Annotated in this window: 12 protein-coding genes; 2 read left to right on the plus strand and 10 right to left on the minus strand. The window is 70.2% G+C overall.

Annotated elements, in window-relative coordinates; translation table 11 throughout:
- Positions 1–81: 81 nt before the first annotated feature.
- Together AC3B6C_RS00090 and AC3B6C_RS00095 are read right to left on the minus strand one after the other, a co-directional pair.
- Complete coding sequence (locus AC3B6C_RS00090) at positions 82–3,471, minus strand: ATP-dependent helicase (RefSeq protein ID WP_488374488.1); 3,390 nt, start codon at positions 3,469–3,471, stop codon at positions 82–84.
- Positions 3,464–6,943 carry an ATP-dependent helicase gene (locus AC3B6C_RS00095; protein ID WP_488374489.1) on the minus strand — a complete coding sequence of 1,160 codons (3,480 nt, stop codon included), beginning with the start codon at positions 6,941–6,943 and terminating at the stop codon, positions 3,464–3,466. Before AC3B6C_RS00095 ends, AC3B6C_RS00090 begins: the two co-directional genes overlap by 8 nt.
- Positions 6,944–7,035: 92 nt before the next feature.
- Between AC3B6C_RS00095 and AC3B6C_RS00100 the strand changes: the two genes are divergently transcribed.
- Both AC3B6C_RS00100 and AC3B6C_RS00105 read left to right on the plus strand, forming a co-directional pair.
- Positions 7,036–7,812 carry an alpha/beta fold hydrolase gene (locus AC3B6C_RS00100; protein WP_010843941.1) on the plus strand — a complete coding sequence of 259 codons (777 nt, stop codon included), beginning with the start codon at positions 7,036–7,038 and terminating at the stop codon, positions 7,810–7,812.
- Positions 7,813–7,875: 63 nt separating this feature from the next.
- Entirely contained in the window at positions 7,876–8,178 is a 303-nt protein-coding gene (locus AC3B6C_RS00105) for an MGMT family protein (protein WP_010843940.1), read from the plus strand.
- Positions 8,179–8,184: 6 nt separating this feature from the next.
- On the opposite strand, the gene AC3B6C_RS00110 is transcribed toward AC3B6C_RS00105, so the two are convergent.
- From AC3B6C_RS00110 to AC3B6C_RS00145, 8 genes are all read right to left on the minus strand, one after another.
- On the minus strand, positions 8,185–8,928 hold the full coding sequence (locus AC3B6C_RS00110) for a sirohydrochlorin chelatase (protein WP_010843939.1): 744 nt from the start codon (positions 8,926–8,928) through the stop codon (positions 8,185–8,187).
- Between the two features lie 18 nt (positions 8,929–8,946).
- Positions 8,947–10,131 (minus strand): uroporphyrinogen-III synthase, encoded by a 1,185-nt coding sequence (locus AC3B6C_RS00115; protein ID WP_044508113.1) that lies wholly within the window; start codon positions 10,129–10,131, stop codon positions 8,947–8,949.
- A gap of 5 nt (positions 10,132–10,136) precedes the next feature.
- Positions 10,137–10,577 (minus strand): nitrite reductase small subunit NirD, encoded by a 441-nt coding sequence (locus AC3B6C_RS00120; RefSeq protein WP_014927721.1) that lies wholly within the window; start codon positions 10,575–10,577, stop codon positions 10,137–10,139.
- Complete coding sequence (nirB, locus tag AC3B6C_RS00125; protein WP_488374490.1) at positions 10,574–13,159, minus strand: nitrite reductase large subunit NirB; 2,586 nt, start codon at positions 13,157–13,159, stop codon at positions 10,574–10,576. The genes AC3B6C_RS00120 and nirB overlap by 4 nt, the downstream gene beginning before the upstream one ends.
- A gap of 45 nt (positions 13,160–13,204) precedes the next feature.
- Positions 13,205–14,710, minus strand: coding sequence for an MFS transporter (locus AC3B6C_RS00130; protein ID WP_035717945.1), 1,506 nt, complete (start codon positions 14,708–14,710; stop codon positions 13,205–13,207).
- Positions 14,711–14,948: 238 nt separating this feature from the next.
- Positions 14,949–15,803, minus strand: a complete 855-nt coding sequence (locus AC3B6C_RS00135) for a TIGR02569 family protein (protein ID WP_488374492.1) — start codon at positions 15,801–15,803, stop codon at positions 14,949–14,951.
- Between the two features lie 85 nt (positions 15,804–15,888).
- Entirely contained in the window at positions 15,889–17,097 is a 1,209-nt protein-coding gene (moeZ, locus tag AC3B6C_RS00140) for an adenylyltransferase/sulfurtransferase MoeZ (protein ID WP_010843933.1), read from the minus strand.
- A gap of 58 nt (positions 17,098–17,155) precedes the next feature.
- Positions 17,156–18,199, minus strand: coding sequence for a DUF3152 domain-containing protein (locus AC3B6C_RS00145; RefSeq protein WP_010843932.1), 1,044 nt, complete (start codon positions 18,197–18,199; stop codon positions 17,156–17,158).
- Positions 18,200–18,243 lie beyond the last annotated feature (44 nt).

Below are 18,243 nucleotides of genomic sequence, written 5' to 3' on the forward strand. Positions count from 1 at the left end.
CGAGTTCGCTCACACGCTGCAATGTAGCCCACCGCGGCGCATCGCAACTCATCTGGCGGGACCAACCTCTCGACGCGGACCTCATCGGGCGAGCTTGGCGGCGAGGGTGGCCTCGTCGGGCAGATCGTCGGCCTCCAGGGTGTGCCCGTCGCGCACGTAGTGGAACGCGGCCCGCACCTTGGTCGTCTCCACCCCGGCCAGTTGCGCCCACGCCAGGCGATACGCGGCCAGCTGGATGAACAGCGACTCCCGGCGGGCGGGCTCGGGGACGACGCCGGTCTTCCAGTCCACCACCGTCCACGAACCGTCCTTCTCGGCGAAGACCGCGTCGATCCGGCCACGCACCACGATCCCGCCGATGACGGTTTCGAACGGCACCTCCACCTCGGTGGGACTGCGATTCGCCCAGGGCGAGGACAGGAACGCCGCCCGCAGCTCCTCGAGATCGGCGTCCGGACTCGCGGTCGCGTCTGCCGCGCCGGGCAACTCGTCGATGTCGAGGAGTCGTGTCGCCCCGAACCAGCGTTCCACCCACGCGTGGAAGGCGGTGCCGCGCCGCGCCATCGGGTTGGGCCGGAACGGTGTCGGGCGGCGCAGCCGACGGGCGAACTCGGCCTCGTCGGCGTCGAGTTCGACGAGCTGGCTGACCGACAGGTGGGTCGGCAGGGACACCTCGACAAGTGCCTGATTGGCCTGGTGGTGCTCGGCGAGCAGGGCCGACACCTCCGCTTCCCATGCGCCGATCTCGTCCGCCGGATCGGGCGGCGGAGCGGTGGCGGACCCGGCGTCACCGGCCGGGGCGTCGAACAGGGCGGGCGCTGCGCGTGCGGTGATGGCGTCGGTGACCAGGTCGGCCGCCCGCTGCACCGAGTCGCGGCGTCCGCCGAGCGGATCGCGCGGCCACGGCGCCGCGATCGCGCGCTCGGCCAACGGGTTCGGGCTGTCCGGTTCGGGTGGCGGCGTGCGCACCGCGACCGACAGACCGGTCGAATCGACGCTCGGGTCGGTGATGGCCTCGTCGATCCCGACCATCAGCTCCTCGAAGAAGTCCGATCCGCCGCGCGGTTTGTCACCGGTCTCCGACCAGTGGTGCGCCGAGACCAGCAGGTCGTGCCGAGCTCGGGTGAGGGCCACGTACAGCAGCCGCCGATCCTCCTCGAGTCGCCGTTCACCGATCGCGGCCTTGTGGTCGGTCAGGGCGTCCTCGAGCTGTTTGCGGTCGGCGACGGTGTCGATCTTCAGGAGCGGAAATCCTTCCGGCGCACCGTCGGCCGATTCGGCCGGGATGGCCAGATCGCCGCGCAGGTCGGCTGGGAGTTCACGCGCGCTGCCCAGCCACGTGGTGTCGGCCTTGGCGCTGGGGAAGATGCCCTTCGCCAGGTGCGGGATCGCGACGACATCCCATTCGAGCCCCTTGGCGGCATGCACGGTGAGGATCTGCACGCGCTGCTCGGCCACCTCGATGCGTCCCGGTTCCAGGCCCTTCTCGATGGTCTCGGCGGCATCGAGGAAAGCCAGCAGACCGGGCAGGTTCGCGCCCTGGCGATCGGCGTAGTGACTGACGTAGTCGGCGAAGGCGTCGAGGTGCTCGCGACCGGTGATCGCACCCCGCATGCGGCGCGCGCGGATCTGCGCCTCGACGCCGACACCGATCGTGTTCTCCACGTCGGCGACGAGTTCGGGCAGCGGCTGACCGATGCGGCGGCGCAGTGACTCCAGCTGCGCGCCGAAGGCCCGGATGCGCGCATAGCCCTCCGGGCTGTAGTCGGTCGGCTCGCCCGGGTCGACGACGGCGTCGGCGATGCCGGCCCGGTCGACGATCTCGGTGGGCAGCACGGCGTCGAGGGCCGCGTCGAGCGCCTCTCTGCTGGTGACCACCCCGCCCGCCTCGGCGAAACTCTCCGCCGCCAGGGTGGTGGCCCGCCGCCACAGCGCGGCGAGGTCCTTGGCGCCCAGCCGCCAGCGTGCCCCGGTGAGCAGGCGCATGACCGCGGTCCCGGCCATCGGGTCGGCCATCACGCGCAGGGTCGCGACGATGTCCTCGATCTCCGGGACATGCAGCAGCCCGCCGATGCCGACCACCTCGGTGGGGATGCCCCGACTCTCGAGCTCGGCGGCCAGTGGTGCCGAATCCTCGTTGCGCCGCACCAGGATCGCGGTGGTCGGAGGTGCCACCTCCGCGGCCTCCGCCGCTCGGTACCGTTCCTCGATCGCGTCGGCGATCCAGTTCCGTTCGTCGACGACGGTCTCGGTCAGGGCGATCGTCGCCGTTCCGTGCGGGGCGTCGGGGCGGGGCCGGAGCACGCTGACCGGGATACCGCGGCGTCGGAGCTCTTCGGAGATCTGGTTGGCCAGCCGCAGGCCCTGGGCCGCATTCCGCCAGCTGGTGAGGAGTTCCAGGCGCCGGGCCGGGGTCCCGTCGGGACGCGGGAAGTCACGCGCGAACCGCGGCAGGTTGGCCGCCGAGGCACCTCGCCACCCGTAGATGGACTGGATGGGATCGCCGACCGAGGTGACCGCGACCGGTGCGCGCCCGTGCCCGCCGAACAGCGTCGACAGCAGCACCCGTTGCGAGTGACCGGTGTCCTGGTACTCGTCGAGCAGGACCGCGCGGAAGGCGGTCCGTTCGGCCGTCACGACTTCGGGATTGGACACCACCAGCCGCGCGGCGAGCGACATCTGGCTGCCGAAGTCGAGCGCGGACTGTGAGCGCATCGTCTCCCCCAGCGCGATCACCATCGGGATCAGCTCGCGGCGCTCGTCGATGACCTCCTTGACCTTCAGCAGCGCCTGAGTCGGTTTGTCGCGCTGCTTGGGACCTTTCGGAAGGGTGTCGACGAGGTCGTACAGCGTGGAACCCGCCTGCGCGAGGTCGGCGATGTCGACGAGGTGCTCCGACATCTCGCCGTACAGCTTGAGGACCGCCTCGGTGACACTCGCCGGCACCTTCTTGGTGTTCAGTTCGCCCGGCCAGGCGGACACGAGTGAGAACGCCAGCTGCCAGAGCTCGGTCTCGGTGAGCAGGGTCGACGACGGTTCCACCGGCAGGAGCAGCCCGTAGTCGGCGATCAGCCGGCCGGCGTAGGCATGGTAGGTGCTCACCTCGGGGTCGGCACCGCGCAGCCGGGCGGCCAACGCGCCGTCGGGATCCCAGTTCCGCAGCGCCGGCGACCCGGCGAGCATCGAGAGCCGGCGCCGGATACGGGCACCGAGTTCGCTCGCGGCTTTGCGCGTGAACGTGAGGCCGAGGATCTCGTCGGGGGCCACGAGCTGGTTGGCCACCAGCCACACCACACGCGAGGCCATCGTCTCGGTCTTGCCGGCACCGGCGCCGGCGACGACGAGCATCGGTTCCATGGGTGCCTCGATCACCGCGACCTGCTCGGGCGTGGGATCGGGCAGGCCCAGCGCCGCCGCCAGTGACTTCGCCCCGACGATCGGACGCTCGGTCCGGTCCTGGAGGTCAGTCATCGGTCACCGCCTTCCCGGGGATCTGCGCGGGACAACTGGTGGTGAGGTTGCAGTGCACACAACCGGGATTGGGTGTCGCGGTGTACGTCGGTCCGATGCTCGCCCGCGCCGCGCGGCGCACCACCCCGATCCACTCGTCGAGCAACTCCGGCGTGAGCGGCGGCTGAACACGTTCGGCCGCACCGGAATTGCGGTTCGCAGTAGACACGTAGACCAGTCGCGCGCCGCCCGGGGCGGCATCGCCGAACTGCGGCACCCCGCCGTGCGCCAACGCCACCTGGTAGGCCGCCATCTGGGCGTGCTCGTCGGCGTCGGCCTTGGTGATCGGGTTCTTGGAGGTCTTCACGTCGACGACGACCGGCCGGCCGTCGGCATCGGTCTCGAGGCGGTCGACGCGCCCGCGGAGACGGACCGCGGGCTCGTCGGACTCCGACCCGGGGTCAGCGGGAATGGTTGCGTCGACCGGCAGTTCGACACCCACCTCCTCGAGCTCGGTGCGTGAGATGCGCAGCCACTCCCGGAAGTGCCCGAGCATGCTCTCCGCGCGTTCGAGTTCGCGAGCCGAGTACCAACCCGCCCCGGTGTCGACCCGCTCCCAGATGCCGCGCAGCGCCGCGGTCACCTCGGCCGGGTCGAGTTGACCGGCGACTGCCTGCACGAGTGTGTGCACGAGGCTGCCGGTCAGTGCCGGGGTGCCGTCGCCGTCGCGGCCGCCATTGCGTTCGAGCACCCAGCGCAGTGAACAGCGGGTCAGCGCATCGACATTCGACGGGGACAGCGTCAGCGCCCCCGACTCCGGCGTCCACAGCGGCTCGTCGGTGCTGGGCGCGGCGAGCCCGAACCAGTCGCGCGGATGCGCGCCCGGGATGTCGGAATCGGCCAGCTCGGCCAGCAGGCGCGCCGCGGCCTCGGTGCGAGGCGCGTCGGGCTCGTCGGCCCCGGCGATCACCGCCGATCGCAGCGTGGCGACCAACGAGGGCAACGAGAGCACCCGGTCGACCCCGGGATCGAGTCGGATCTCGGCGCGGGCGGACTCGGCCGGATCGTCGGCATCACCCACCAGGTCCGCGAGTTCGGTGATGAACCGCGACGGCGACGCGTCCCCGCTGCCGTCCTCGACCGCGGTCACGAGCAACCGGCCACGCGCCCGGGTGCAGGCGACGAGGAAGAGCCGGCGCTCGTCGGCGAGCGCCGTCGCCCCGCGGGCAACGGTGTCCACGGCGTCGGCGGCCATGCCGTCGAGGATGTCGACGAGTTGCCCGGTCTGGAGAACACCGCCGCGGCTGCGCAACGACGGCCACAGCCCGTCCTGGACGCCGGCGACGGCGACGACCTCCCATTCGCGTCCGACCGCGGCGTGTGCGGACAGCACCGTCACCGAGTCGGTCGTCGCGGTGGCTGTCCGGGTGTCACGCGGGATCTGGAGCTGGGAGAGGTAGTGCACGAATCCGGCGGGCCCGGCCGCGGGCAGTGTGTCGGAGAAGTCCGCGGCGGATTCGAACATCGCCATGACCGCGTCGAGGTCGCGGTCGGCCTGCTCGCCGGCCGGACCGCCGCGAACCGCCGACGCCGCCCATCGCCGCTCGAGTCCGGTGGCCTGCCACGCCGCCCACAGGGTCTCCTCGATCCCACGACGCGCGTCGTGGACACGCTGCGCCGCGCCGACGACGTCGAGCACGCGGGCCAGCGGCGCCGCCTCGGTCTCGGTGAGCCTGCGGCGATAGCGCGCGCCGACGTCCGGATCGAGGATCGCGCGGGTGAGCGACGTGAGTGAATCCGGTTGTCCCGCCGGGTCGTCGGCGTCGTCGAGGCGTCGCACACCGCGCCGGAGCCGGCGCATCGCGCCCGGGTCGGCGGCGCCGATCGGACCCGACAGCAGGGTCAGCGTGTCCTCCGTGGTGAACAGGTCGGCCGTGAACGGTGCGGACGTGGATGGCTCTGGTGCGGACGGCGCGGGGTCCGGCGTGCCGGGGTCGGACAGTTCGGCGGCCGCCCCCGATGCAGTGCGTGCGGCGACCGCGCGCAGCACGAGCATCAAACCGATGACCGCACGTTGCCGGTGCAGCGGCAGGTCGCTCGCGGGAGTCGTCAAGGGCACGCCCGCGGATCGGAAGGCGCGGCGCAGCGGCGGTAGCGCCAGCGACACCGACCGCACGACGACCGCCATCTGCGACCACGGCACACCGTCGAAGAGATGGGCACGCCGCAGGAGGTCGGCGATCGCGGTGGCCTCCTTGGCCGCGGACCCGTACACCCGCACGGCGGCCGCGCCGCCCCCGTCCGTGGGTGTCCGGCCCGGCGCATCGGGTTCCTGGACATCCGCATCTGCCACCGGCCGGGGATAGGGATGCGGGCGGGCACCGGGCAATCGGGCGGCGATCGCGCGACCGAGCCGGGACAGTTCGGGTCGGGCGCGGAAGTCGTCCTCGAGGAGGATGTCGTGCGGGCTGCCCGGTTCGGCCAGGCCGTCGGCGAAGCGCGGACTCGCACCCCGGAACCCGAAGACGGACTGGTCGGTGTCGGCCGCGATGATCGTCGACAGCGTACCGGTGCCGACGAGCGTGATGAGCTGCGCCGCTTGCGGATCGAGATGTTGCGCGTCGTCGACGAGCAGGTGCCGGATACGGCGGCGCTCACCGCTCAGCAGCTCGGGATCGGTGGCGAAGGCCGAGAGGGCCGAGCCGATCAGCTCGGCCGCGTCGACCGCGGGCGCCGAGGCACCTGGGGTCTCGAGGCCGACGGCCCCGCGCAACAACATGTTCTGCTCGTACTGCGCATACGCACGAGCGGCCGCGACCCACTCCGGGCGCTTGTGCGTGCGTCCCAATGCGGCAAGCTCTTCGGGACCCACGCCGCGTTCGGCGGCCCGCATCATCAGGTCGCGCAGGGCCTGGGCGAAACCGTCGGTGCCCAGCGCGGGCCGCAGGTGCGAAGGCCAGTACCCGGCGCCGTCCTCGATGTCGCCGGCGAGCAGTTCACGCAGGACGACGTCCTGCTCGGAGCCCGTGATGAGTCGTGGCGGCGGGTTGTTGTGCGCTTGGGCCTGTAGACGGAGGATCGCGAAGGCATAGGAGTGCACGGTCCGCACGAGCGGCTCGCGCAAGGCACCGCCGAGGACCCGGCGGCCGCTCGACCCGGCGGAGAGCACGCGCCGGGTGATCTCCTCGCGCAATGCGACCGCGGCGCGCCGGCTCGACGCCAGGACGAGGACGGACTCCGGATCGGTGGACGGGTCGAGCAGGCGGGCCACCGCGGCATCGACGATCAGCGCCGTCTTCCCGCTCCCCGGACCGCCGTGCACCCGCACCGGACGCCAGGCCTGTTCCTCGTCCGCCGGTCGGCTCGTGGGCGGGTCGATGACCTGGGTCACCGACGGCGGCCAGTGCCGGGGCCGATCCGTCTGGTCGGGGGCCGCGACGAGTCGCGCACGCAGCGCGCTGCGCTGGGTCTGGGCGCCCGGTCTCCGACTCATGTCCCCATCGAATCACGGCCCACCGACGCTGTTCCCGACGCGCCCGCCACCTGCGTCGGATCCCGCCGCACGCCGTACGGCAGGATGGACGGGTGGCAGCTCTCAACACCCATGTCTTCGGCAGCGGTCCTGCGGTTCTCGCCATTCACGGGCTCACCGGTCACGGCCGCCGCTGGGCAGCGCTGACGGACCACCTCCCCGGCGTCCGTCTCGTCGCGCCGGACCTGATCGGTCACGGCCGGTCGCCGTGGCGCCCGCCGTGGAGCATCGAACATCAGGTGCGGGCGCTGTCCGCCGTGATCGACGACCACATCCCCACCGACGAGCAGCCGGTGGTTGTCGTGGGTCACTCCTTCGGCGGCGCGCTGGCGCTGCACCTGGCCAACCGCCGCCCGGACGCGGTCAAGGGCCTCGTGCTGCTCGACCCCGCGCAAGGCCTCGACCCCGAATTCGCACTCGAGGCGGCCACCGACAGTCTCGACAACTGGGACTACGCCGACACCGACGCCGCTCGGTCCGCGAAACGTGCCGAGGGCTGGGCGGCCGTGCCCGACGCCCTCATGGAGGCCGAGCTCGCCGAACACCTCGTCCCCCGGCCGCGGGGCCGGGTCGGATGGCGGGTCAGCGCACCTGCCGCGGCGGCGTCGTGGAGCGAGATGGCCAGACCCGCGGTTCTTCCGCCGCCCGGGACACCGACCCATGTGGTGGTCGCCGACCAGGTGCAGCCTCCGTTCGTGCGGCCGGCCTTCTTGGATGCGTGCGCGAGCGAACGCGGCACCGAGGTCACCGTCCACCATGCCGACTGCGGGCACATGGTGCCGTTCCTCGAACCCGAGCGCTGCGCCTCACTGATCCGATCGCTGCTCTGAGACAGCATCTTTCGCGACGGTCGTGTCGCGACCGGCTCGACGGGCGAGGGGAGGGTGGCGACGATGGCGGCCATCACCGAGGAGCAGGTGGAACAGATCCGCACACTGGTGTCGGCGATCCCGGCCGGCCGGGTGAGCACCTACGGCGACCTGGCCGCCGCGGCCGGGTTGTCCAGCCCCCGGATCGTCGGCTGGATCATGCGGACCGACACCGCCGATCTGCCCTGGCACCGGGTGGTGCCCGCCAGCGGCCGGCCGGCTCCTCACCTGGCGCACCGACAGCTCGAACGTCTACGGGCGGAGGGAGTTCCGATCACCGACGGGCGGATCCGCCTCCGCGAGTGTCGCTGGGACATCTCGGTGTGACGCGCACTATCCCCGCCGGGTCGCGGCGGTCCGCCGGTACGGACTGATCGCCGCGCGCATCCGCGTCACGATCAGGTCGACGATCCGCGGGTCCGGTCCGAGCGGTGCGGCGACCGCGTCCGCGCCGTAGGTGCTCAGACGCTGGTGGAACAGACCCGGGGCGAGGAGGTGACTGGCGATCACGACTCGGCGGCCCGTCCGCCGGGCCCGCTCGACGGCGTCGGGGACCGTCGGCGTCGCGGTCGTGATGAACCCGACCTCGACCCGCCCGCCGATGAGCGACTCCAGTTGCCGCGCGGCCAGATGAACCTGGCCGCAGGCACTCTCGTCCGACGAACCGGCGGCGGCGAGGACGACCGCATCGCCCGGTTCCCAGCCCGCTTCGACCAGGCGGAGGCGGGCGACCGAGGCGATCGCCGGATCGGGTCCCAGCGCCCGGGTGACCACCGTGTCGTCCCGGCCGGCAGCCGAGACGTGTTCGGGCAGGTCCTTGCGGACGTGATACCCCGAGGCCAGGAATGCCGGGACCAGGACGGCCGGGCGATCCAGATCGGCGATGACCTCGCTCGGCGTCGGCCCGAGGACGTCGACGAACGCGGTGCGGGTCAGTCCGATCCGGTCGCTGACCGCCTCGGCGATCTGGGCGATCACGTTGACGCCGTGCGGATTGCGGGTGCCGTGCGCGACCAGGACGGGACTGTACCCCTGCAACCGGTCACCGTGCGGAAGCCGTACATGGTTGTCGTGCATGTGTTCTCGCTCCCTTCCTCACTCGTCTTCGGCGTCGTACTCGAGGTCGACGGCCAGTCGGTATCCTCGTTTGACCACGGTCTGGACCATCTTCGAATCACCCAGCGCGGCGCGGAGTCTCGCGACGGCGACCTCGACCGCATGGGTGTCGGAGCTGTCGCCGGGCAACCCGGCGAGCATCTCCTGGCGGGACACCACGCGGCCCGGGTTGCGGGCCAGCAGCTTGAGCAGGAGCAGGCTCGTCGCCGACATGTCGCGGAGCTCGCCGTCGACCACCACGGCCTGTCCGCGAATGGCGGTGTCGTGACCGGCGACCCGCAGCAGGTGGCTGCGCCGCGGCAACTCGTCGGTGATCAGGCGCGCGAGAGCACCGAGCCGGAACCGGCGCGGGTAGATCGTGGGGATCTGCAACGCCTCCAGCGGACTGGCCGTGACCGAACCCACACACATGACCGGCACCGCGGTCCGCAGCGCATGGATGAACTGTTGCAGCTTGCCGAGTTCCTTGGCGCGGGTCAGGATCGATGCCGCCGCGGGGGCACTGGTGAAGGTGATCGCGTCGAGGTCCCCGCGGATCACCGCCGCGATCATCTTGTCGATGCCGGCCACGTCGGGATGCATGTGCCAGCGGTACACCGGAATCGGCACCACCTGCGCACCGGCGGCGCGCAGCACCGTGCAGAAGTCCGGCAGCGGTTCCCATTCGCTGGTGGCGCCGTGTAACTGCACGGCGATCCGCACACCCTCGACGCCCTCTTCGAGCAGCTTGTCGAGCACCTCGGAGGAGGACTCGCTCTCCGGCGACCACTCCTCACGCAACCCCGCCGCACGGATCGCCCCCTTGGCCTTCGGGCCGCGGGCGATGAGCCGGCTCTCGGACAGCGCACGCAGGACGGCCTCGGCGTTGCCCCAGCCGTCGGCCGCCTCGACCCAGCCGCGGAAGCCGATGCCGGTCGTCGCGACCATCACCTCCGGCGGGTTGCCGATGAGTTCCTCGGTCACCCGCTCGAGTTCGGTGTCGTCGACCAGCGGCAGGATGCGGATGGTCGGGGCGAGCATCACCTCGGCACCGCGTCGTTGGAGCAACGCGGCGAATTCCTCCGCGCGTCGTGCCGCGGTGATGCCGATCGTGAAGCCGGCGAGCGGGAGCGGATCCGCTTCCGGGGAGCCTGCGCCGGCGGGGTCTGCACCGGTGGGGGTCATGGTGTTCACGCCGGGAAGAACACCTCGACGATGCGGTTGACGACACGCACTCCGTAACTCGGGACCGACACCGTCTCGTCGTCCAGGCAGACGCCGGTGCGCAGCGCGAAGATCTGCTTGCCCAGCGGCGAGGCGACGGTGGGTTCTCCCCCTCGATCGCCGGTGAGCCCCCGCGACAGCACCGCGGCGCGGCCGAAGGGGTCGATGTTGCCGATGGCGTACAGGCGTGAGCGGCCGGGGGCCGCCTCGCGATCCGTCTCGGCGGCCGGCAGGCGGAACAGCGCGGCCTGCACACCCTCCGGACCGAGCACGGCGACTCCGCGTCCGACGATCAGGTCGTCGATCGGACAGGCACGCACCCAGCTCCCCTCGCGCACCCCGACGGTGGCGTCGGCGGACGTGGTCTCTGCGGACATGGTGTCGGCCTCCCCTGGCGCGATGGTCATGTGGGCACTCCTTCTCTCACCGGTTCGGTGCTCGCCACATCGGTGCCCGATGCATCCGTCCCCGGTCGGACCGACGGCATGTCGAGCAGCACCGGCGCCTTCCGTTCGTACTCGGAGAACCGGATGGTCGGGTCGACGACGTCCGGCGCGTTCACGAACGAGACGAACCGCTTCAGCTTGTCCTCGTCCGCGAGCACTGCCGCCCACTCGTCCTGGTAACCGCCGACGTGGCGGGCCATCGCGTCCTCGAGTTCGGCGGCGAGTCCCAGGCTGTCCTCGCAGACGACGTCCTTCAGATGGTCGAGGCCACCCTCGAGCGACTCCAGCCACGGCGCTGTGCGCTGCAGTCGATCGGCGGTTCGGATGTAGAACATGAGGTACCGATCAATGTAGGCGACGAGGGTCTCGTCATCCACTCCGCTGGCGAGCAGGACCGCATGCTTGGGGCTCTGGCCTCCGTTACCGCCCACGTACAGGTTCCAGCCGTGCTCGGTGGCGATCACGCCGACGTCCTTGCCCCGGGCCTCGGCGCACTCGCGGGCACATCCCGACACGCCGAACTTGATCTTGTGGGGCGAACGCAACCCGCGGTACCGCTTCTCCAGCAGCACGGCCATCCCGACCGAGTCCTGTACGCCGTACCGGCACCAGGTCGACCCGACGCAGCTCTTCACCGTCCGCAGGCTCTTGCCGTACGCCTGCCCCGACTCCATGCCCGCGTCGACGAGGCGACGCCAGATCTCGGGCAGCTGGTCGACGCGCGCGCCGAACAGGTCGATGCGCTGACCACCGGTGACCTTCGTGTAGAGACCGAAGTCGCGGGCGATCTCACCGATGACGATCAGCTGCTCGGGTGTGACCTCGCCGCCGGGCATCCGCGGCACGACCGAGTACGACCCGTTCTTCTGCATGTTCGCGAGGAAGTGGTCGTTGGTGTCCTGCAGGGCGGCCTGCTCGCCGTCGAGGATGTGCTCGCTGGAGGTCGAGGCCAGGATGGAGGCGACCGTCGGCTTGCAGATCTCACAACCCTGACCGGTGCCGTATCGCTCGATGAGTTCGGAGAACGTCCGGATGCCCGTGACCGCGACGATCTCGAACAGTTCGGCGCGCGACTGGGCGAAGTGGTCGCACAGCGATTTGCTCAGTTCGACCCCGGACGCGGCGAGCAGCGGCTTGATGCTCGGCAGGCAGCCACCACAGGTGGTGCCGGCGCAGGTCTCCTTCTTGATGTCGGCGATCTCGCACGCACCCGCCGCGATCGCCGAGCAGATCGTGCCCTTCGAGACACCGTTGCACGAGCAGATCTCCGCGTCGTCGGGCAGTGCGTCCATGCCCACCGCCGCGCCGCCCTCGGGCGCGATGAGAGCTGCCGGGTCACCCGGGATCTCCCGGCCGACCATCGGCTTGAGCATGGCGTAGGCCGATGCGTCGCCGACCAGGATTCCGCCGAGGAGCGTCTTCGCGTCGTCGCTGACGACGATCTTGGCGTACTTGCCCGCGACCGCGTCGTGATAGGTGATCTCGAGCGCGTTCTCGGCGGCGCCGAACGCATCGCCGAAGCTGGCGACGTCGACGCCGAGGAGCTTGAGCTTGGTGGACAGGTCGGCGCCGGGGAACTCGGCCGTGCCGCCGAGCAGGCGGTCGGCGACCACCTCGGCGGTCGAGTACCCGGGGGCGACGAGTCCGTAGCAGCGGCCGTCGACGGCGGCTACCTCACCGATGGCGTAGATGTTCTCGTCGTCGGTGACGCAGCCGGCGTCGACGAGCACGCCGCCGCGCTCGCCGACGGCCAGGCCCGCGTCCCGGGCCAGCTGATCGCGCGGCCGCACGCCCGCCGAGAAGACGACCAGCGACGCCTCGATCGACGACTCGTCGGACAGCGTCACCCGCAGGCCGCCGTCCTCGGCGTCGGCGATCTCCGACGTGCCGACCCCGGTGTGGACCTCGAGCCCCAGATCGGTCACGAGATTCTTCAGGATCGCGCCACCGCCCTCGTCGACCTGCATGGGCATCAGACGCGGAGCGAACTCCACGACATGCGGGGTCATGCCCAGGAGCTTGAGGGCGTTGGCGGCCTCGAGCCCGAGCAGCCCACCCCCGACCACGACGCCCGTCGCGCCCGGACCGGCGGCCTCTGCCGCGGCCCGGATGGCGTCGAGGTCGTCGAGAGTGCGGTAGACGAAACACCGATCGTTGTCGTGGCCGGGAACCGGCGGGACGAAGGCGTAAGAGCCGGTGGCGAGAACCACCGCGTCGTAGTCGATCTCGCGACCGCTCGAGGTGACCACCCGCCGGGCGGACCGATCGATGTCGGTGACGGTCTCGCCCAGATGGGTGACCACACGATCGTCGCCGGCATACGTGTTCCCCTCGAGGGCGAGCGAATCACGTAGCCAGGCACCGACGTACGAGGACAGTCCGACACGGTCGTAGGCCGGATCGAGCTCCTCGCTGACGATCTCGATCCGCCACCGGTCGGTCGCGTCACGCTCGCGGAGCGCCTGGACGAAGCGGTGGCCGACCATGCCATGGCCCACCACCACCACCGTTTTGGTGGTGCGCGTTGCGGTTTCGCTGTTCACTGCTCTTGACTCCCTTGCCTCGCCGGTACCCGTGTCCTCGACGGATCAGGCCAGCGCTTCTTTGGTTGCCTGCTTGTCGGTGCCCTCCGATGCGACACCGCTGGGTCGGACCTCGTCGCCTGCGGCGGGAACGCCCTCCGGGGTACCCGCGACCGGCAGATCCGTGGTCTCCCCGATGACGATCGGCCGACGGGCGTAGAACCACCAGGTCACCACCGCCGCCATCACGTAGAAGCTGAGGAACACCCAGAAGGCTTGTGTTGCCGACTGATTGGACTTGTAGCTCGCGCGCAACACGAGGTTGATGCCGACGCCACCCAGGCCACCGGCCGCGCCCGCGATCCCGATCAGCGCGCCGGACATGCTGCGCGACCACTTGGTCCTGCCGTGCGAGTTGAGGCCGCTCAAGGACTGCGCCTTGTGTTCCCAGATCGTCGGGATGATCTTGTACACCGACCCGTTGGCGATCCCGGACAGCAGGAACAGGAGGATGAACCCGACGATGAACGCAGCGAGCACGCCACCGCTGATGACCTTGCCGTTGGCGTCGGCAGACATGCCGGCGACCACCAGGATGGAGGCCGACGCGGCCATCGCGATGAAGCAGTACAGCGTCACCTTGCCGCCGCCGATACGGTCGGCGAGCTTGCCGCCGTAGGGTCGCACCACCGATCCGAGAAGCGGTCCGATCCAGGCGATCTGGGCTGCGGCCAGGGCCGGCTTGGCCGCCCCCGCCGAGGTGAAGCTGATGTTGAGGACCTGGCTGAACGCGAAGCCGAAACCGATGAACGAGCCGAACGTGCCGACGTAGAGCAGACAGATCAGCCAGGTGTCGCGGTGCTTCAGACAGTCGATCATCGCGCGTCCGCTGGCGGTCTGATGGTCGAGGTTGTCCATGTAGATCGCGGCGCCGACGCCGGCGACCGCCAATGCGACGAGGTAGATCGCGCACACGATCTCCGGCTTGTCGGCGAAGAGCCAGATGACCAGCAGACCGATGACCTGGACGACCGGGACGCCGATGTTGCCGCCGCCGGCGTTGAGTCCGAGGGCCCAGCCCTTGAGCCGCTGCGGGTAGAACGCGTTGATGTTGGTCATCGACGACGCGAAGTTGCCGCCACCGAAGCCGGTGATCGCCGCGACGGCGAGGAACCAGCCGAATCCGAACTCGCCCGGATTCATCATCAGCATCATCGTGAGTCCGGTCGGGATGAGCAGCACGACCGCGGAGAAGATGGCCCAGTTGCGGCCGCCGAACCGGGCGGTGGCCTGCGTGTAGGGAATCCGCAGGCACGAACCGACGAGGGTCGCGGTGGCGGCGATGATGAACTTCTGGTCCATGCTGATGCCGTACTCGGGACCCATGAACAGGGCCATCACCGAGAACAGCGACCAGATCGAGAAGCCGACGTGCTCGCAGATCACCGACCAGATCAGGTTGCGCTTGGCGACCGCGGCGTTGCCGTTGTCCCAGGCCTCCCGATCCTCGGGATCCCAGTCGGTGATGGTGTGGTCTCGTCTCAGTTGGGCTTTGAGGTCTGCGAATGCCAAGGCTCCGCCTCCGATGCTGTGGTGGTCTCTGGTGTCACTGCCGTGCACTGAGCTGGACGTGCAGTGGTGGCTGTCGTGTGGGACGCCGACACCGATGTCGTGCGACTCGAGACCAAGTGTGGAGGGGGCGTGTTGCGCGGATTTGCCGCGAGGTGACCGCATGGTCACGTTGTCCTCACTCCGTCACAACGACGGTGTGAGAACCCTGTCAGCAATCAGTCAGGGCTGTGAGCTGCGATTATACGAGTAAACGTACATGTTCGACGACTCGCTGCAACCCGGGCAGTGCGCCCGAGGTCGACCGCGGGTGCAGGGCGTGGACGGCCAGCCGGAACATCGTCGCCCGCAGCATCATCTGCGGCCACTCGGGCTGATCGGACCATCGCTGGATGAGTTCGGTGTCGGCGCCGCCCCAGGCGAGGGCGTCGACGACCGCGACCGCCGCCGCCCACGGGGCCGGTCGCCAATACGGGACGATGTCGGTGATCCCGGGAGCCGCGGCGCCCGCGAAGAGGACCGTGCCGAACAGATCACCGTGCACGACCTGGGACGGCAGATCCACCGGCTTGCGGAGTTTCGCAAGGGTTTTCAGCATCTCGACGCTCTGCACGCCGTCCGGCGCGGTCGGCTCGGCCATGCCCGCGGCGCGGGCCGACCGCAGGGGCACGTCCTCCCAGGCGGCGCGGTCGGCGGCGGTGAAGACATCGACGTCGGTGTGCGGCGGGGCCGGCGGCTGCAGCAGGAACCGGGGCCGCTCGAGCGAGGCGGTCGCCTCGTGCAGGCGGTCGGCGACCAGGACGACCTCGTCGTGCCGCGGCTCGGGTGTCCCCGCGATGTAGGTGTCCGCCCGCCACCCGGACACCACGTATCGGCCGTCCGTGGCGCGGAAAGGACGCGCGATCCGCATGCCCTCGACGAAGAGGGACTCCCGGACCGACGCCGACCACGCGGCACGCGCGTGGTCGGGGACCAGCGACAGCACGACTTCGCCGACACGCCACCCACCGGCCCACGATTCCCCCATCGCGATGGGCGGGTGGGCGGTGAGCCCGAACGTGTTCAGCACATGTTCGGGCGGCTCGACGGTGTTCACGTTGGCCAGATTACCGAGCGCGGGTGTCCGTTTCCGGAAGGCACGCGGCAGTCACGTGCGCAGACACCCGGATCGATGACCGAGATCAGTAGACCGGGAGCGTCTTGTCGACCTGGTTGGCCCACGCGGTCACGCCACCCTGCAGATGCGTCGCGTCGGCGAAGCCGGCTCGCTTGAGCGCGGCGAGTGCCTCCGCGGACCGGATACCGGTCTTGCAGTACAGGACCGTGGGGCGGTCGTGGGGCACCTTGGCGAGACCTTCGCCGGAGAGGATGTCGCCCTTCGGGACGAGCGTGGCGCCGTCGATGCGGACGATGTCCCATTCGACGGGCTCCCGGACGTCGATGATCGCCAGCTTCTCCCCCGCGTCGATCTTCGACTTGAGTTCGACGGCGGTCAGCGTCGACCCGGCCGCGGCGTCGGACGCCTCCGAGGAGACGACACCGCAGAAATCGTCGTAGTCGATCAGACCGGCGACGCGTTCACCTTCGGGATCCTTGCGGATCTTGATGGTCCGGTAGGTCATGTCCAGCGCGTCGTACACCATCAGACGGCCGAGCAGCGGTTCACCGATACCGCAGATCAACTTGATCGCCTCGGTGCCCATGATCGAGCCGATCGAGGCGCAGAGGATGCCGAGGACACCGCCCTCGGCGCACGACGGCACCATCCCGGGCGGCGGCGCCTGCGGGTAGAGATCGCGGTAGTTGAGTCCGCGACCGTCCGGGGCGTCCTCCCAGAAGACCGATGCCTGGCCCTCGAAGCGGTAGATCGAACCCCACACGTAGGGCTTGTGCGCGAGGACCGCGGCGTCGTTCACCAGGTACCGGGTCGCGAAGTTGTCGGTGCCGTCGAGGATGAGGTCGTACTGCGAGAACAGTTCGATCGCACCCTCGGGCTCCAGCCGCTGGTCGTGCAGGTTGACGGTGACGAACGGATTGATCTCCAGGATGGAGTCCCGTGCGCTCTCGGCCTTCGGCCGGCCGATGTCGGACTGGCCGTGGATGACCTGCCGCTGCAGATTGGATTCGTCGACGATGTCGAATTCGACGATGCCGATCGTGCCGACCCCGGCCGCGGCGAGGTAGAGCAGCGTCGGCGAGCCGAGGCCGCCGGCACCGATCACCAGCACCTTGGCGTTCTTCAGACGTTTCTGACCGTCCATTCCCACATCGGGGATGATCAGGTGACGGCTGTAGCGGGCCACCTCTTCGTTGCTCAGCTCCGCGGCCGGTTCCACCAGCGGCGGCAGCGACCCTGTGGGCGACCCTTGCGACGACACGAACGCCTCCATTGTTCAGGTGACTACGGACTCCTGGCACAACGACCGGGCCCGCAGCGGCATTCCCGGGTCAGCGGGTCGGGAAAGGCCACGGGTTGGGTCGGCACACGAAGGTGCGGTTGGCCTTCATCTGCGGATCGAGGGCCATGATCTCGGAGTTCGCGACGCCGAAGGACTGCTGCATCATGATTGGCGCGAGCGCACCGTCCTCGCGGCACGCCTCGTGGGACTCGTAACCGATGCCGTGCCCGACCTCGTGGTTGATGAGGTATTGCCGGTAGGCGACGTCGTCCCCCTGATACGACAGGGCGCCGCGCACCCAGCGGGCCTCGTTGAGCGCGACCCGGGCCTGCGGCGGGTAGTAACACGAGGTCTCCAGCCGGATCTGATAGCCGCAGAGCTCTCGGGTCGTGCCGGTGGAGGTGAGGGTGATGCGCAGGTCGGGCTCGCCGCGGTCGACCCGACGGAAGGACACGCGGCCGTCACCGATCCAGCTGCGCGGGTTGGCCAGCGTCGTGTCGACCATCTTCGCGAAGGTCGGGTCACCGCCGTAGTCCTGCGGGTCGAGACCGTTCTCGACCTCCACCGTGTAGGTGTACACCTGCCCGCCGGAACCGATGGGCGGACCGCCCCCACGCAGGACCCGATAGGTCTTGCGGGCCCGCTCGGTGAACGGACCACCCTGCGGCAGCGTCCCGGCGGGCAGCGCGGCCGCCTGGATGTCGCCGGTAGGCGCGCCGATCGGGCGGGTCTCCTTGCTGATGTCGGTGTTGCGTGCCGCGGAGTCCGGGCTGGCGGCGGCGGCCGGCTCGAGCGCATCGGTACGGCCGTCCCGGACGGTGACGACGATCAGTGCGATCGTCAGGATCGAGAGCACCGGGATGGCGTACGCGCGCCAGCCGTAGGTCGAGACGAATCGCCCGAGCGCCGACTGCTTCTTGTATCCGGGCTGCGCATCGCGGTCGACGCGGGGTCGTCCGCTGTCGTCGGTCGGGTCCCAGCGCGCTCGTAGCGGCTGGTCCGGTCTGGGGCGTCCCGACGATCTCGGGCCGACGTCCTTGGCACGCACCCGGCCGCGTTCGGGTCCGGGGCCACCGTCCTCAGTGCGGCTCACCGGTCAACTTTCTCACAGCAGACCACCGATACTGCGCAAGAAGC

The sequence above is a fragment of the Gordonia sp. 11cp genome (genome assembly GCF_057767225.1).

Coding starts and splice junctions, on each gene's coding strand:
- AC3B6C_RS00090 (WP_488374488.1), bottom strand. CDS start 3,471: ATGACTGACCTCCAGGACCGGACCGAGCGTCCGATCGTCGGGGCGAAG.
- moeZ (WP_010843933.1), bottom strand. CDS start 17,097: ATGGAGGCGTTCGTGTCGTCGCAAGGGTCGCCCACAGGGTCGCTGCCG.
- AC3B6C_RS00095 (WP_488374489.1), bottom strand. CDS start 6,943: ATGAGTCGGAGACCGGGCGCCCAGACCCAGCGCAGCGCGCTGCGTGCG.
- AC3B6C_RS00120 (WP_014927721.1), bottom strand. CDS start 10,577: ATGACCATCGCGCCAGGGGAGGCCGACACCATGTCCGCAGAGACCACG.
- AC3B6C_RS00105 (WP_010843940.1), top strand. CDS start 7,876: ATGGCGGCCATCACCGAGGAGCAGGTGGAACAGATCCGCACACTGGTG.
- AC3B6C_RS00110 (WP_010843939.1), bottom strand. CDS start 8,928: ATGCACGACAACCATGTACGGCTTCCGCACGGTGACCGGTTGCAGGGG.
- AC3B6C_RS00115 (WP_044508113.1), bottom strand. CDS start 10,131: ATGACCCCCACCGGTGCAGACCCCGCCGGCGCAGGCTCCCCGGAAGCG.